Origin of the sequence: Parageobacillus sp. KH3-4, assembly GCF_022846435.1 — a bacterium.
GTDB classification, from domain to species: Bacteria; Bacillota; Bacilli; order Bacillales; family Anoxybacillaceae; genus Parageobacillus; species Parageobacillus thermoglucosidasius_A.
Genome location: NZ_AP025627.1, coordinates 582,136 through 596,172 on the forward strand (window position 1 = coordinate 582,136; position 14,037 = coordinate 596,172).

Consider the following 14,037-nt stretch of genomic DNA (forward strand, 5'->3'; position numbering starts at 1 on the left):
CACACCTGTTTTGATTCCTAATAGTTAAGATACAAACTAAATGGCGTATCGGACAATAGCTGGAGTAGATTTGTTTCAATTCCTCATAGGTAAGGTACAAACGACCAAGGCATAGATGTGGAGGAAGACGCACTTCAGTGTTTCAATTCCTTATAGGTAAGATACAAACTTCGAGCGCTTGCTCCGCTTCTTGCTGCGACTTGAGTTTCAATTCCTTATAGGTAAGATACAAACCGGCTTGATCGCCTAACTCGTTCTGTACTTGATTTATAGTTTCAATTCCTTATAGGTAAGATACAAACCCCAAAAAGCCTTGATATATCAGCATTTTCAAAAGTAGCTATGTTTAGTATAGTTGGTTTTGAAAATTTCGTCAATATGCGGCGGTGCTGATGGATGCAGAGGAAAGAAGAAATTGGAAATGTCGTCGACCCCCGGAGTTTTTGCGCTATCTCGGGTCGACGACATTTGCGGCGAAGGCGCGTTATGTCTCTGACAGAATCAATAAAAGCAGATAGTATCCATAACAATAATATAAAATTATCACGAATAGGGAAACATAGGTGAAAAAGGAGGCTGTTTGCGATGATTGACCTTCCGTCACGATTAGAAGGGAAAACGTTTCCTCTATTTCAATTGGAGCAGTTGTTAAAACCGCTTGGTTATACAATTGGAGGAAATTGGGATTATGATCATGGTTCATTTGATTATAAAATTGCCGATGAAACAGGATATCAATTTTTGCGCGTTCCGTTCGAAGCAATCGACGGGCAGCTTGATTCCCACGGAACCACTGTCAAGCTCGGCAGGCCGTTTTTACTGTCGCACAAGTATCAAAGCGGAGTGGATGATCATGCAGATGTAGGAAATTTTGGCGCGGCGTTTAACCAGTTTTCGGAGCCGCAGGATCCCGATGCGGCGTTTTCGGAAAAATATATTAACGTCGGAAAAGCGCTTGTCAAAGATTTAGAAAGCCGTCTGCTCGATTAAGGCATGATCACGAACAGACGGTCTCCCTTTTCGATTAAAAAATGAGGAGAAGGATTCATATATCCTTCTTCGCCTCTCATTATGCCGATTAAAATCATTCGTTTGTCTAATAACATTTCGCTGCTTTCCAAAAACGTTTTTCCGACGAGCGGGCCTTCCGCAGCGATCAGTTGCAGTTTTTTGTCGTGAAGCTGATGCAGTAGTTCTATGATTGCTTTTGATGCGCCCGGCGATTGAAGGCTGTTTGCCATCGTGAAGCTTGCCAGTAAATTCGTTTGAATCACTTCATCAGCACCGGCTCGTTTCGCGTTATTGACGTTCTGTTCTGTTAATATTTCTACAATCGCGTATATGGATGGATGAATACCTTTGACAGCCAACAACGTTAAAATGGAGTCTTTGTCTGCGTCTGCTTCGTTTTTATGCTGATTGGCCGTAATCAAAATCATTTGCGCTTCGGTGATGTTCGCTTTATGAAGCACATCATCGTAGCTAGAATTTCCTTTTATAAAATGAACATTCTTGTAAGGAACCGGAAGTTCGGTTAAAGTAGCATCAATAATAACACATCGAACAGGCGGATCATATTCCGCTAGTTTTGCAATTACTTCGCGAGCCCGTTCGTTCCATCCTACGATGATGATATGCCCTTTCTGCATGTAGCGCATCTGCCCGTTTGATAGCGCTGCCTCTTTGGCGACGGCCGCCGCTGATAATGAAGCGAAATAAGTTGTGATTACTCCTGTTCCTAGCAAAATGAGAAAAATGGCAACGATTTTCCCAGCAAACGTTTTTGGTACAATATCGCCATAGCCGATGGTAGCGGTTGTAACGATTGCCCACCATATGCCGTCGAATACGTGCCGGAATGTCGTTGGTTCAACGAGATGAATCAATGCTCCGAAAAAGACAATCATGATCGTTCCAATGATAAGCAACCGCACAAAAACAGGAAGACGCAAATACGATGTGAACACATCCCAATTTTTCATCAGTTTCCTCCAAGTATAGGCTGTTTTGCGAAGTTATTATTTGCATTTTTTCCTATTTTTTGCATAAAAATTCTTTCCCGTTTCATACTACATCATGATAAATACAACAAAGGAGAGGGATGTTTACATGGATATGAATCGGGTAAAACAAATTGTTTCATCTCCTGCAGATATTCCAGTTTATTACAATGGAGTATCTGTTTGGATTGATGGTTATGATGAGCAAAAAGAAACAGCTACTGTCCATTTGCGCGATGGGCATCTTCGCGAACAGCGGGAGGTGCCCGTAGAGGAGCTCACAGAGAAACAATAATGGGAAAAAACGCCGTTTTTCAGGCGTTTTTTTTGTTTTTCCGTTTCTGCAAAAACGACAATGGCATGGCGCATGATGAAATAAGAGTAGGGACAGAGATGATAATAAATAAAAGAAGTAGTGTATAGGATGATGAATACGGGCGCTGACAAGATGAATTGGATTAGGGTGCTGGCAGCGTTGATGGAGTTTGCCGTTTATTTTCCGGTATGTGACGTTTATCAGCAAACAGAGTGCCGTAGCTGTTTGGCGGCAAAATGTTTTCTAATTGATGCGCCAAATCCTTTTCCTTAATACTATGGGAAAGGCATAGCCCATGAAGCGGGTTGTTTCCTCTCTACAATGCATTGGACGGAAAAATGGTTTGAGTGTCCTAAATGGTTTGCGTTCGGACCGCCGCGTTGGGAATGGGGCATATTTCTACTGCCTTTTTGTCACGCTTTTGACGAATATGTTAGCAAGCATGAAAGTGGTAGAAAGCGTCGTGAAGGCAGAAAAAGAAAATGTCGGGAATCCTTCTCCGAAACGAGCTGGTTTCATGATGGGGATCAGCCATATTGCCAGCGGACTGCTGGAGGCGATCGGTTCCGTTCCGATATCCGGAGCGGCGGCGTTTATTGCAACAAGCAAAATGGCGAAGCGGATTTCTTTTGTAATCGCTCGCATTCTCGTTATGCTGATGAGTTTGTTCATGCTGGGGGTATCCCCTTGTTTACCCTATGCCCGCCGCGGCAGGATATGCCGCTATTTTCCCGATGTTTGCCGGAATGATTACGCTTGGATTGAAGGAATTAGACAAAGCGGGTGGAACAAGTAAACCTGCCGTTATTCACAGGAATCGGAATGATGTTTGTGCCTTCTGGAGAGTTTATCTTCCTTCCGCTGATGATCGCTACGATAATGAGCAATGGATTGGTCATTGGCACGCTGCCATCAATTTTTACTGGAAGCATTGACAGAAAAAAAGCTACTTCTGCGTCGAAGTAGCTTTGTTATACGGAAGGGGTGTGTCGATTCATGCGCATGACGCGCGCGGTTAACAAAAGAGAGAAGACAAGGAAGACGATATCGGCGAATCCGTATACGAGAGCATATCCTCCTAACGAGAATAGCAAACTTCCGATCATTGGCCCAAATGCCATCCCCATATAGCGGAAGAAGTTATATACTCCTATGGCGGTAGAACGGTTCGCTTGAAACACGTACGTTAACAAAGTTGTCTGCACCGGCAAGGATGTCCCTAAAAATAGGCCAAATAGCATAATCGATATAAGCAACAATGGAATCGAAATACGCGAAACGATCAGGAACAACAAAATGGACGCGACATTTAAATATGATGTTGCTAAAATGATATGGCGATCTTCCCAATGTCCTTGAATGCGTCCCCCAATAAAACTGCCGACGACGATCATGCATGACATCGCCAAATAAGCGATTCCTTTTTCTTCAGCGGATAAACCGTAGCGTTCGGTTAAAATGCCGGGAAGAAAAACGAGAAAGTTATACATGGCATAATATTGAATAAATCCTAATAAAATAATCGATAAACCCGTTCGGTGACGAAGGATAGTGATAAAATCGCGAAGCCGGAATGATTTTGCCGATTGTTTTTCCGGCTTTGTTTCTTGAAGAAAAATAAAGTTTCCAATCCATATGAGCAATCCTACCAAAACAAGAGCGAGAAATACGGAATGGAAGTTAAACCTGCCGCCAAGAAACCCGCCAACGATCGGACCGACAACCGGACCGAGAGAAACCATCATTTGAAAAGTGCCCATCGCTTTTCCGCGTGCGTTCCCCTCGAATAAATCCCCGATGACGGTAGCGGCAACTACCGATCCAGCAGCGATTCCGACCGCTTGCAAAGCCCGAAAGACAAGAAGGAAGTAAATGGAATTGGAAAAAAAGCAGCCAAGCGATGCCGTTATGTAAAGGAAAACTCCGACGAGCAACACGTTGCGCCGCCCTTTTGTATCCGTTAAAGGTCCGTATACCATTTGCATAAGTGCCAAGAAAAAAGTAAAAATCGAAATCGTTAAATTCACTAAAAAAGAAGAAGTTCCAAAATCTTTTGTTACTTCTGGTAAAATGGGGGTGTAAATCGTCTGCGTAAATGGGCCGAGAAACGCGGCAAGCGAGACGAGATAAACGATGGCAGTGCGATTCATAACGACCGACTCTCCTTTCCCGCAATATATGTATGATTATACTCCCTCTTATGTTGTTTTAGTAAATAAAATGCACATTGCGAAAAGGTGGAGATACGATGATTCGAAATGCAAACATAGAAGACTTGCCAGCAATTGTTCAAATATATAACGAAACGATTCCGACGAGAATGGTAACGGCGGACCTTGAACCAGTGACCGTTGAGAGCAGGAAAGCGTGGTTTTTCGAGCATGATCCGCATACGCGTCCGCTGTGGGTTGTAGAGCTGGACGGCCGTGTGCGCGCGTGGCTTAGTTTCCAATCATTTTATGGGCGCCCGGCCTATCGCCATACGGCGGAAATCAGCATTTACATTTCCGAAGCGTATCGGGGAAAAGGAATCGGCAAACGGCTTTTGCAAAAAGCGATAGAGGAAGCGCCTAGCTTGGATATAAAAACCCTTTTAGGGTTTATTTTTGCGCATAATGAACCTAGTTTGCGGCTTTTTACGCACTTTGGCTTTGAAACATGGGGACATCTTCCAAAAGTTGCGGAGCTAGATGGGATCGAGCGGGATTTGCTTATTGTTGGCAAAAGAATTGTATAGAACGCAGAGGATTGGATAATCGTAATAAAAGGACAACATCGACAGAAAGAGGGAGATGTAATGAACGTGACGCCGGTTCGTTTATTTACGATTCAAGACGGAGAAGGATTTGTCGCTGACGCGTTTCAATGTCCGGTAACAGGCAATTTGATTTACAAATCATCAGGGACACCTTCTGTGATTGCTTACAATGCATTAACGGAAGAACAAATACAATATTTAGAAAAATATGGATTTCAGCGGATAAACGGCGCCTCGACTACGTCTGCTGCGTCATCACCCAACTCTTCCACGCTGGAGGAGCTATTGCCAGAGCAATAAAAAAAGAAGGGAGCTGATCGTTTTTTAGATCAGCTCCTGTTTAAGATTGCGATGGGTGAACATATGGACAAAGTAATCCTCGAATAACACACTTTATCATTTTTATCCGCGGATGCAAGAGAAGGGGAGCGATTATAAGTTTATTTTCGATTTGAAAAAGTAGAAAAAGGCAACGATAAACACAAGTATAAGCAAGAAAAAGACAGGATGTTTCGTGTTGGAATCTGAAGTTTCCTTTTCGTTTGTTTCCTGCTCAGATTGCTTGTTTGCCTGCGCTTGCTGGTCTTTCTGTTGATTATCAGGTGACTTAGCGGCTGATTCTTGGTTTTCGCTTTCTGTTTTATGTGTTTGTTTTGTCGTTGGGCGATTGGACGAATTTGTTTTTGGTGATGATGCCTTGTACATTCCTGCGCCGGATTGTTTCGCTTCATCCATTGCCGCGCGAATCCGGTCTTCGTATTTATAATCCCCGTAATCATAAAAATCTTCCACTAACCCCACTTTCGCAATTTCTTCCTGCAGTAGTTTGTCTCCTATCCAAACCCATGCTAACAATCGGTGATATTTGTCAAAAAGCGTGTTGCCGTCTGTTTCTAGTGTAATGTTTCCACGGCTTAATCGGGAACAAGTAAATCGGCTTGCTTCTTTCCCATATGGCTCGATTTGTATCGTACTTTCAGGAGTATCGATGAAAAGAAAGCGGGTTGTATATTCCCGGCCATTGACCATAAACCGCGCTGTATCCCCGTCAATGCACGTCACCAGTTTTGCAGGATATTTTTTGCCTAATTGCAATGAAGATGATTGATTCGCTGACAGTTTCGGCGAAGGGGCAGCGGGAGAAGATGTCCCGCCCAGCGTATATCCTTGCAAATCAATTTTATCCAGTGTCAACTGTTGCACGCATTCGGAATTGCTGTTGTGTTTTTTTATTAGCTGGGCTAGCTCCGCCTTGTTTTTCGCTTGCATCGCAATCGATGTTGGCTCATGCAATAAATATGTACAATCGGATTGGCGGAAATGCCCGCCAAGCTCGTCGAGCGTACCGGGATGTGCGAAACTATAGCCAGGAAAAATCGCTGTGAACGCCATTATGACTAGCGCGCTAATGAATTTCTGCATGCTGCCGTCCTCCTTAAGCGAATAGCGTGAGATGTTGCGCCATTAATATCTATGATGATTCAAAAAAGAAAAACCCTTGCTGCGCAAGGATTTTCTGGAGGAACATAACCGGATCGAACCGTTGGCCTTCGCACGGCCGTTCAATGTGCGTGTCAGGATGCAAAATAGCAAATGTTGCTACTGCAAAATTTGGCGCAAGAAAAAAATGCCCACGATAAGAATGGTGAATGGACTATCAATCCCTGTTTTGGTATTGAACCACGGATTCATTTAAGTAACTGTCTTAGCTCTTCGGTCATTTGTTCAACTAATTCAGGTCTTCCATGAAACTGAGCTGGGGTGTTCTGAAAAAGTTGAATCTGCCATTTTTCTCCGTTTTTTTCTGCAACAAGTGTGTGATGCGTGTTGACGTTCGGATTAATGTCTGATTGTCCCGGGGGCACCATACCAGCTATGGCACGTAATACGGCGATATTCGCACTCAACAATCGCACACTTTTGACTTTGCCCACAAATCGAGCTGTTGGGTGATCCTTAAAGATGGCGTCGAGGTGCAAAAAGATTTTCTCACGTCCAATCTCCAAACTGCCATCGTATCCAATCAGCTCTCCCGTGTCTGCAAACAAATCCGCCATGGCACGAGCGTTTTTGCTGTTCCATGCCTCTAAAAACTGGTGATAGAGCGCCTGGATTTCATTTGATATATCCATATTTTTCCTCCTTAAAGACCTTAAAAGGTTATGTTGCATCGATTCATGATTGTACTTTATAGCAAAACAAAAAGCCAGGACCTCCCCTGGCTTGGAAACAATGGAGCAATTACATTATAACATATTAAGAGGATTTTTGGGGATTAAGAGGGTTGCATCATACAATTGAGGATAGAAATTGGCATAGGAACTCTGTAAGGCTTTATTACATTTCATTATTATTAAGATACAAATATTACGGATCCCTTATCCAAAGGAAAAGATGAATTATTCAATTTCTTATTAGTAAGATACAAACTAATGAGCTAAAAGAACATGACGGAAAAATCACCGTGTTTCAATTCCTTATAGATAAAATATAAACGCATTGCCACACTTGAGACCCAACTTCAACTTGAAGCATTATCGTTTCAATTTCTTCTAGGTAAGATAAAACAATGGAAACAACTTTTAATCGGTACTAAAAAATATGGGTTTCAATTCCTTATAGGTAAGATACACCCTTCGAGCCAAAAACGCTTTGTTGCTGTCTTTTTGAGTTTCAATTCCTTATAGGTAAGATACACCCCCCAAAAAATATTGATGTATCAGCATTTTTCTGAATGGTTATGTCCAGTATAAGCCGTTTAGAAAATTGTGTCAATATGTGGGAATGCCGATGGTTCATGAGGAAAAAGAGGAAAAAAACTGTCGTCGATCCCTCGGGGTTTTTGCGTGATTGGAGGGTGACGACATGCATTATATTTGGGAATGCAAATGTTTAATGGAGGAATGTGCAAAAATCACCTTTCCTATTCATTCGAGAGGGGGGACATACTGCGAACCGAAATAAACTGCCTACTAGAAGGTGGCTTTTTCTTTTTGGAGAGGCAATTTAAATGCAAAAGGGTTTTTTATACAGGCATGTCCAGCAAAAAAACATAAATTATATTATTAAGGTGAGGGAAAATGGTAAAAATCTTTATTGATCCAGGACATGGAGGGACAGATCCTGGAGCTGTTGGGAATAGATTACAGGAAAAGAATGTAACACTGCAAATTGCTACACGGATTCGAGATATTTTGTTAGCTGAATATGATAATGTTTCGATTCGAATGAGCCGCACTGGTGATCAAACGGTCAGTTTAACAGAACGAACAACTGCAGCTAATGCATGGGGAGCCGATTTTTACCTTTCCGTCCATATTAACTCTGGCGGAGGAACTGGATATGAAGATTATGTTTATCCAGGTGTCGGGGCCCCAACAACAATCTACCAAAAAAACATTCACGAAGAGATTATAAAGTTAGTGGATTTTTCTGATCGTGGAATGAAGCAAGCGAACTTTCATGTTTTAAGAGAAACCAGCATGCCCGCAGTTCTCACTGAAAATGGTTTTATTGATCATGCAGACGATGCAGCGAAACTGAAAAGCAGTTCATTTATTGAAAACATTGCTCGCGGTCATGTCAATGGTATCGTTCGATCTTTCGGATTGTCGAGAAAAAGCGCAGGAACGCTTTATAAAGTGCAGATTGGTGCTTTTAGCGTGAAAGCAAATGCAGATAATTTAGCTGCAGAAGCAAAAGCAAAAGGATTCGATGCATATGTAAGCTATAAAGATGGATTATATAAAGTGCAAATTGGTGCATTCGCCAATCTTGAAAACGCAGAACAACTGGCAGAAAAAGCAAAAGCTGCAGGATTTGAGGCGATAATTGTTCAAGAATAATATGTTATTTAAAAATCTCTTCTCATCATAGAAGGGATTCCAGCTTGTCGACTTTGTCGACAAGCTGGAATATATATCAGTATATATTCTCCTTTTTGCTAAATTAAAGCGTCCTATATTTAAGACCGATAAAAAATGATCAAATTGGAATAAGTAACCTTCAGTTTAAGCACCTGTTCGAAATAAACCAGAGAACATTATTTCTTTTTATTGAACCATTCTTCTAACGTCATCATTTCAAAATCTTCTTCGACATCCAATCGTAAAGGTGTAATTAGCTCAATTGAGTTTCCATCTGGGTCATCAAAATAAATTGCTGCATGTGCTTGTGGATTATTAGGTAATACAAGAGGTTGTTTTTCAGGAGGAAAGCCAAAAGATGTTCGCACCGAAATTCCTTTCTGCTCTAACCATTCTTTCGCTTGTTTAATGTCTTCCAAATCAACTTTAAACGCAATATGTCTTAATGAGGGATGATAAGGTGTTTTTACTTTGTCAGTTTCCCAAAGTCCTAACCAACTGCTTCCTTTTTCAATCCAGAGAAAAGCTAATTTTTCACTTTGGTAAGCAACCTCTAACCCTAAATTCTTATAGAAATCTATCGAATTTGAAAGATTACTTACTGGCAAATGTGCTTCATACAATCCCTTTATCATTCCTTAGACTACCTCCTATTTTTAATTCATTCCAAATATGTTAAAGCTTCGATTCACTTTCTATAATTCCTCTTTTATTCAAGAATATGACCCTTTAGTTGAACAAGCAGTGATGGAGAGCATCGTTCTCGACATAAACTAAGACTTTTTATAAACCTCTGCGTAAGCTATTTTTAACTGTTCCCGTAATTGCTTGTTCGTCTTCTAACTTTTGATTTTATTATGTACGAAATGAAAAAAGGGGATATATGTCCTTATACTGAAACATAATATCATAGTATAGTTAACTTTTGGCAGTTTTTTTGTTTTTAAAAAATATGAACATTTGTTCTTGTTTTTATTGAAAAAACGAACATAAGTTCTTTTATAATGTAACTAGAAGAGGAGGGAGCGGCTGTGAGGGGATTGCTTCTGAACGCTTTGGGGAATCATGAACCGTTAGAAATAATCTATCTAAGCGATCGAAGCGAATTGAGTCAAAGAGTTATGTTATTATTCTGGAGTTTGTAGGAGATAAATATATTAGAAATTTTTGTAAATTAAGAAAACAGTGGCGGATCTTTCAATGAGCAACATTCTATATGCGCGTTTGGCCAGAAAATGGGTGAGCTAAAAAAGTATCAATCGCTATCGTGTATTTCTGCAGTTTAGCAGGAATTTTTTTATCTAATTTAAAGGAATAATTTATCACCCTATTGAATAATTGGTATAGACGTCGTGAATAGGGGGGGAGAAAATGGGACTATTAGACGGATTAATGGGTAATGCCACCAAAGCAGATATTAATGAAGTGGAGAAGGAATTGGAAGCCATCATTACAGAAAATGAAAAGGTTGAGTTAGCTTTCAAATTAGTTAGAGACCTTATTGTTTTTACAAACACACGGCTTATATTAATCGATAAACAAGGAATGACTGGTAAAAAGGTCGAATATCTTTCTATTCCTTATAAAAGTATCTCCCGTTTTAGCATAGAAACAGCAGGACATTTTGATCTTGATGCAGAACTAAAAATTTGGATTTCAAGTGCAATAGAACCAACTATTTCAAAACAATTTAGAAAAGATAAAAGTATTTATGATATTCAAAAAGCTCTCGCTTCATATGTAGCCAAACCATAGAATAGATATAAGCCTACTCACAACGAGTAGGCTCTTCGTTTACGACTGTTCATGACGATCCTAACGGATATTTAAGGATTCCGGTGGGAAAATGGTATCTATTGCTTTTTGAATCTATCTGAAAAATGGGGGCTATGCCAACGAAATCAACAGGGGATGTTTGTAAACTTGATGAGTTAGGTAGCATTGTTATTCCTATTGAATTACGCCACACTTTAGGTGATTAAAGAAAAATTCGTCAACAATCCGTCAACAACGGGACTAAAACCGACAATTCAATTAAAGCAAAATAAGAAAAAACCCTTGTACACAAGGGTTTTTTCAATGGAGCATACCGGGTTCGAACCGGTGACCTTCGCGCTGCCAGCACGACGCTCTCCCAACTGAGCTAATGCCCCATTTTAGCGTGTTATTCATACCCGCTTTTTATTATATATACGACTTTTTTGAAATGCAATACATTTTTATTTGATTTATGCTTATGGGGAGAGACATCAGGCGCTTTCAATATCAATATTAATGATCGAATCGATAGTGCGAATAGCATAGTAGACGTCGGCAGCGGCGCGTTTTTGGTCAACAGCTGCTTTTAGTTTGATTAAATGATGGTGGTTTTCTAAATCTTTAATACGCATCGTCTTAATATCAATATTTTGCGACTTAATTTTGTCGATCACCTCGGCAATATTTTTTGTATCCGCAACGGTGATTTGTAAAAGAATTTCTTTCTCTCGCAACTGTTTTGGCCCAAAAATACTCATTAAAACAGGAATTAGTTCAACGCTTACGATTAATAAAGCAACGCCAAATGCGGATTCCCAATAAAATCCGGCGCCTACTGCAATACCAATGCCAGCTGCCCCCCAAATGATCGCAGCTGTTGTCAGCCCAGAAATACTATCGTTCCCGCGCCGTAAAATGACTCCTGCGCCTAAGAAACCGACTCCTGATACGATTTGAGCGGCAAGGCGGAGTGGATCCATTGTAATATGATCTTTTAAGGGAAATACATAAGCGGATTCGATCGATACAATCGTTAACAAGCAGCTGGAAATGGAAATGACTAGACATGTCTTTAAACCAACGGGTTTACGTTTTAATTCTCTTTCCAGCCCGATAATTAAGCCTAATATAGCCGATATGCCTAGCTTAATAAAAGGATCGAAATTCATATGTAATCACCTCTTTATAATAAGTGGTATAATCACATAATAAAACGTTTATAAGGGGATGGACAATGAAATCAACGAATTTATTGAAGCCGTATTTAGCGCTGTTTATTGGAGCGCTTTCTGTCTCTACTTCCGCCATTCTCGTCAAATCGGCGCATGCCCCTGCTTCAATCATTGCGTTTTATCGATTGTTTTTTACCGTATTATTCATGACGCCATTTTTTGTTAAAGTTAAATATATTCGGGAGTTGCAAACGATCTCGCAGCGAGATTGGATATTTTCCATCCTCTCTGGCGCTTTATTAGCGTTTCACTTTATTTTTTGGTTTGAATCATTAAATTTTACTTCTATCACTAGCTCAGTTGTGCTTGTAACGTTACAGCCGTTATTTTCGTTTATTGGCGGATATGTTTTTTTTAAAGAAAAATTGACAGTAGGAGCGTTTTTTAGTGCGTTGCTAGCCATTGGTGGAAGTGTCATTATTAGTTGGGGAGACTTCCAGGTTAGCGGCAAAGCGTTATTTGGTGATGCACTAGCACTTTTCGCATGCGTAATGGTAACAGGGTATTGGCTGTTTGGTCAAGAGTTGCGAAAACGTCTGTCACTAATGACATATACATATATTGTATATGGAATCAGTACTTTCATGCTTCTTCTTTATGTGCTTGTCCTCCGCTTTCCGTTGTTTTCGTATAGAAAAATAGATTGGATTTGTTTTATTCTGCTCGCAATTGTGCCGACGTTGCTTGGGCATTCGCTTATGAACTGGTCAGTAAAATGGGTGAGTGCTGCGACTGTTTCGATGAGCATTTTATTTGAACCAGTTGGTGCAGCGGTATTAGCTTACTTGTTGCTTGGAGAGGTCATTCAACCATCCCAATTGGTGGGAGGTATTTTCATTTTAACAGGAATCGGAACATATTTGTGGGGAGAAAATCGAAAAGGGTCGCTACCAATACAAGAAAGTAGCTGACCCGAGCGCCCCAGTAATAAAATGTTGCTTATTAATGGGAAGACGATAATTTTCTAAGCTGCTGGCAAACTGAGATAAATAAACAAAATTGACTCTTGTTGTTTGCGGAAGCAAGTAGGCTGACTTTGTAGCGTATCTCTTTCTTTTTCTATTTAAAGCGTCAATGATTTCTTCTTGCGTTTTAATCCCAATTCCATGTCCGTAATGAAGGCCGTTTCCTAAATAGATCGTATTTTCGCCCTGCCATTGCGGCGTTTGTGGATCGAATTCAGGATTTTTAAAATAAAGACAGTCGCCTGGGAGATAATCTTCTCCCTTTTTTGTTTTGATCCCTAAGTCTTCATCGACATGCCAGTCGTATAATAAGAGGTTGGAAAACAATGCGTTAAATTTTTGTTTATCAATGACATCTAATACCGCTTTGTAAAACACGATAACAATGGCGGTAGCACACTCAAAGGCATACAATTGGCTGTTTATGAAAATATCATTTACCGCGTCCGAAGGAAGTATGCCTTTTTTTAATTGAAAACCTCCTAATTCATTTTTTGTCCAAAATTGCTCGTTGCATTTCGAAAAACGAAAAATGGTAAACCTTGCTTTGCTTTTGGCAAGTAAGATTGCTGCATCGATAATGCGGTCGCGCAAGATAATTTCAAATAAAAGCTGATGTTTGTTTTTATATACGTAGGTTTTTGATGATTTTAATAATGCTTCAAATATTTTTTCTTGTTTTTTCGAAAGAGAAGAATGCGCAAGGAAGTCGTTATTCACAATCGTTTGTTGAATTTGAATCATCTTTTCCTCCTCAAAAAAGTTATTTGTAGTTTAATGATTGAAGGGAGAGATGGAGTTTATTTGTAGATCAAGGCATGATGTTTTGCTTTTATGAAATGACATCGATAAAAAATGATGTTTAATTTATGTGTATGTGATATGTGTATTCGTTATTCTGTGAGTTTTTATAGTGGCGTAAATAACTCAAGGGAGTTCCAGTCTTGGGTGGTGCATTGATTTTTCTTAATGACAAAAAATAGCATCATAATTTGAATAAAAAAAACAAAAAAATAGTTGCATTTTTTAGAGTTAGGTGTTATATTAAATAGCGTCGCTAATGAAAATCTTAATAACAAAAAAGCTTAGTTGACAATTAAAAAATGTTATGATATCATCAAAGAGCTGTTTTGATTAGCGTG

17 protein-coding genes, 1 tRNA gene and 1 CRISPR repeat array are annotated in these 14,037 nt (G+C 40.1%); of the genes, 10 read left to right on the top strand and 8 right to left on the bottom strand.

Annotation, left to right across the window (positions count from 1 at the left end):
* The first annotated feature begins 7 nt into the window (after positions 1 to 7).
* A CRISPR array of direct repeats spans positions 8 to 302; the repeat unit is 30 nt; unit sequence GTTTCAATTCCTTATAGGTAAGATACAAAC.
* 283 nt (positions 303 to 585) lie between these two features.
* Positions 586 to 990 (top strand): YugN-like family protein, encoded by a 405-nt coding sequence (locus MWM02_RS02920; protein ID WP_064552008.1) that lies wholly within the window; start codon positions 586 to 588, stop codon positions 988 to 990.
* Here the strand turns inward: MWM02_RS02920 and MWM02_RS02925 are convergent.
* The gene (locus MWM02_RS02925; protein ID WP_244402907.1) at positions 987 to 1,982 is read right to left on the bottom strand and encodes a potassium channel family protein; all 996 of its coding nucleotides are present in this window, start codon (positions 1,980 to 1,982) and stop codon (positions 987 to 989) included. The two genes, MWM02_RS02920 and MWM02_RS02925, sit on opposite strands and share 4 nt — an antisense overlap.
* 127 nt (positions 1,983 to 2,109) lie before the next feature.
* Between MWM02_RS02925 and MWM02_RS02930 the strand changes: the two genes are divergently transcribed.
* The 4 genes from MWM02_RS02930 to MWM02_RS02945 all read left to right on the top strand — a co-directional run bounded on the left by MWM02_RS02930 (position 2,110) and on the right by MWM02_RS02945 (position 3,282).
* Positions 2,110 to 2,295 (top strand): H-type small acid-soluble spore protein, encoded by a 186-nt coding sequence (locus tag MWM02_RS02930; protein WP_064552006.1) that lies wholly within the window; start codon positions 2,110 to 2,112, stop codon positions 2,293 to 2,295.
* A gap of 153 nt (positions 2,296 to 2,448) precedes the next feature.
* On the top strand, positions 2,449 to 2,589 hold the full coding sequence (locus MWM02_RS02935; protein ID WP_244402908.1) for a hypothetical protein: 141 nt from the start codon (positions 2,449 to 2,451) through the stop codon (positions 2,587 to 2,589).
* 70 nt (positions 2,590 to 2,659) lie between these two features.
* Complete coding sequence (locus tag MWM02_RS02940; RefSeq protein ID WP_232509582.1) at positions 2,660 to 3,112, top strand: purine/pyrimidine permease; 453 nt, start codon at positions 2,660 to 2,662, stop codon at positions 3,110 to 3,112.
* A complete protein-coding gene (locus MWM02_RS02945) occupies positions 3,100 to 3,282 on the top strand; it encodes a hypothetical protein (RefSeq protein WP_064552004.1) in 183 nt (60 codons plus the stop codon). Before MWM02_RS02940 ends, MWM02_RS02945 begins: the two co-directional genes overlap by 13 nt.
* Before the next feature lie 5 nt (positions 3,283 to 3,287).
* Here MWM02_RS02945 and MWM02_RS02950 read toward each other — a convergent pair whose 3' ends face one another.
* The gene (locus MWM02_RS02950; RefSeq protein WP_244402909.1) at positions 3,288 to 4,466 is read right to left on the bottom strand and encodes an MFS transporter; all 1,179 of its coding nucleotides are present in this window, start codon (positions 4,464 to 4,466) and stop codon (positions 3,288 to 3,290) included.
* Between the two features lie 98 nt (positions 4,467 to 4,564).
* Between MWM02_RS02950 and MWM02_RS02955 the strand changes: the two genes are divergently transcribed.
* Together MWM02_RS02955 and MWM02_RS02960 are read left to right on the top strand one after the other, a co-directional pair.
* Complete coding sequence (locus MWM02_RS02955) at positions 4,565 to 5,053, top strand: GNAT family N-acetyltransferase (protein ID WP_064552002.1); 489 nt, start codon at positions 4,565 to 4,567, stop codon at positions 5,051 to 5,053.
* 60 nt (positions 5,054 to 5,113) lie between these two features.
* Positions 5,114 to 5,374: a hypothetical protein gene (locus MWM02_RS02960; RefSeq protein ID WP_244402910.1), complete on the top strand. Its 261-nt coding sequence runs from the start codon at positions 5,114 to 5,116 to the stop codon at positions 5,372 to 5,374.
* 132 nt (positions 5,375 to 5,506) lie between these two features.
* Here MWM02_RS02960 and MWM02_RS02965 read toward each other — a convergent pair whose 3' ends face one another.
* Both MWM02_RS02965 and MWM02_RS02970 read right to left on the bottom strand, forming a co-directional pair.
* Positions 5,507 to 6,496, bottom strand: coding sequence for a thermonuclease family protein (locus MWM02_RS02965; protein WP_244402911.1), 990 nt, complete (start codon positions 6,494 to 6,496; stop codon positions 5,507 to 5,509).
* Positions 6,497 to 6,762: 266 nt separating this feature from the next.
* Positions 6,763 to 7,206 carry an SgcJ/EcaC family oxidoreductase gene (locus tag MWM02_RS02970; RefSeq protein WP_064551999.1) on the bottom strand — a complete coding sequence of 148 codons (444 nt, stop codon included), beginning with the start codon at positions 7,204 to 7,206 and terminating at the stop codon, positions 6,763 to 6,765.
* Positions 7,207 to 8,154: 948 nt separating this feature from the next.
* On the opposite strand from MWM02_RS02970, the gene MWM02_RS02975 reads away from it, so the two are divergent.
* Entirely contained in the window at positions 8,155 to 8,919 is a 765-nt protein-coding gene (locus MWM02_RS02975) for an N-acetylmuramoyl-L-alanine amidase (protein WP_244402912.1), read from the top strand.
* Between the two features lie 197 nt (positions 8,920 to 9,116).
* Here MWM02_RS02975 and MWM02_RS02980 read toward each other — a convergent pair whose 3' ends face one another.
* Positions 9,117 to 9,575, bottom strand: a complete 459-nt coding sequence (locus MWM02_RS02980; protein ID WP_064551997.1) for a VOC family protein — start codon at positions 9,573 to 9,575, stop codon at positions 9,117 to 9,119.
* 736 nt (positions 9,576 to 10,311) lie between these two features.
* Between MWM02_RS02980 and MWM02_RS02985 the strand changes: the two genes are divergently transcribed.
* Positions 10,312 to 10,695, top strand: coding sequence for a PH domain-containing protein (locus tag MWM02_RS02985; protein WP_244402913.1), 384 nt, complete (start codon positions 10,312 to 10,314; stop codon positions 10,693 to 10,695).
* A 325-nt stretch (positions 10,696 to 11,020) separates the two neighbouring features.
* On the opposite strand, the gene MWM02_RS02995 is transcribed toward MWM02_RS02985, so the two are convergent.
* Both MWM02_RS02995 and MWM02_RS03000 read right to left on the bottom strand, forming a co-directional pair.
* Positions 11,021 to 11,093, bottom strand: a tRNA-Ala gene (locus MWM02_RS02995).
* Between the two features lie 96 nt (positions 11,094 to 11,189).
* Positions 11,190 to 11,867, bottom strand: a complete 678-nt coding sequence (locus MWM02_RS03000) for an MgtC/SapB family protein (protein ID WP_064551995.1) — start codon at positions 11,865 to 11,867, stop codon at positions 11,190 to 11,192.
* A 65-nt stretch (positions 11,868 to 11,932) separates the two neighbouring features.
* Between MWM02_RS03000 and MWM02_RS03005 the strand changes: the two genes are divergently transcribed.
* On the top strand, positions 11,933 to 12,841 hold the full coding sequence (locus tag MWM02_RS03005; protein WP_064551994.1) for a DMT family transporter: 909 nt from the start codon (positions 11,933 to 11,935) through the stop codon (positions 12,839 to 12,841).
* Here the strand turns inward: MWM02_RS03005 and MWM02_RS03010 are convergent.
* A complete protein-coding gene (locus tag MWM02_RS03010) occupies positions 12,818 to 13,639 on the bottom strand; it encodes a protein-glutamine gamma-glutamyltransferase (protein ID WP_064551993.1) in 822 nt (273 codons plus the stop codon). The two genes, MWM02_RS03005 and MWM02_RS03010, sit on opposite strands and share 24 nt — an antisense overlap.
* Positions 13,640 to 14,037 lie beyond the last annotated feature (398 nt).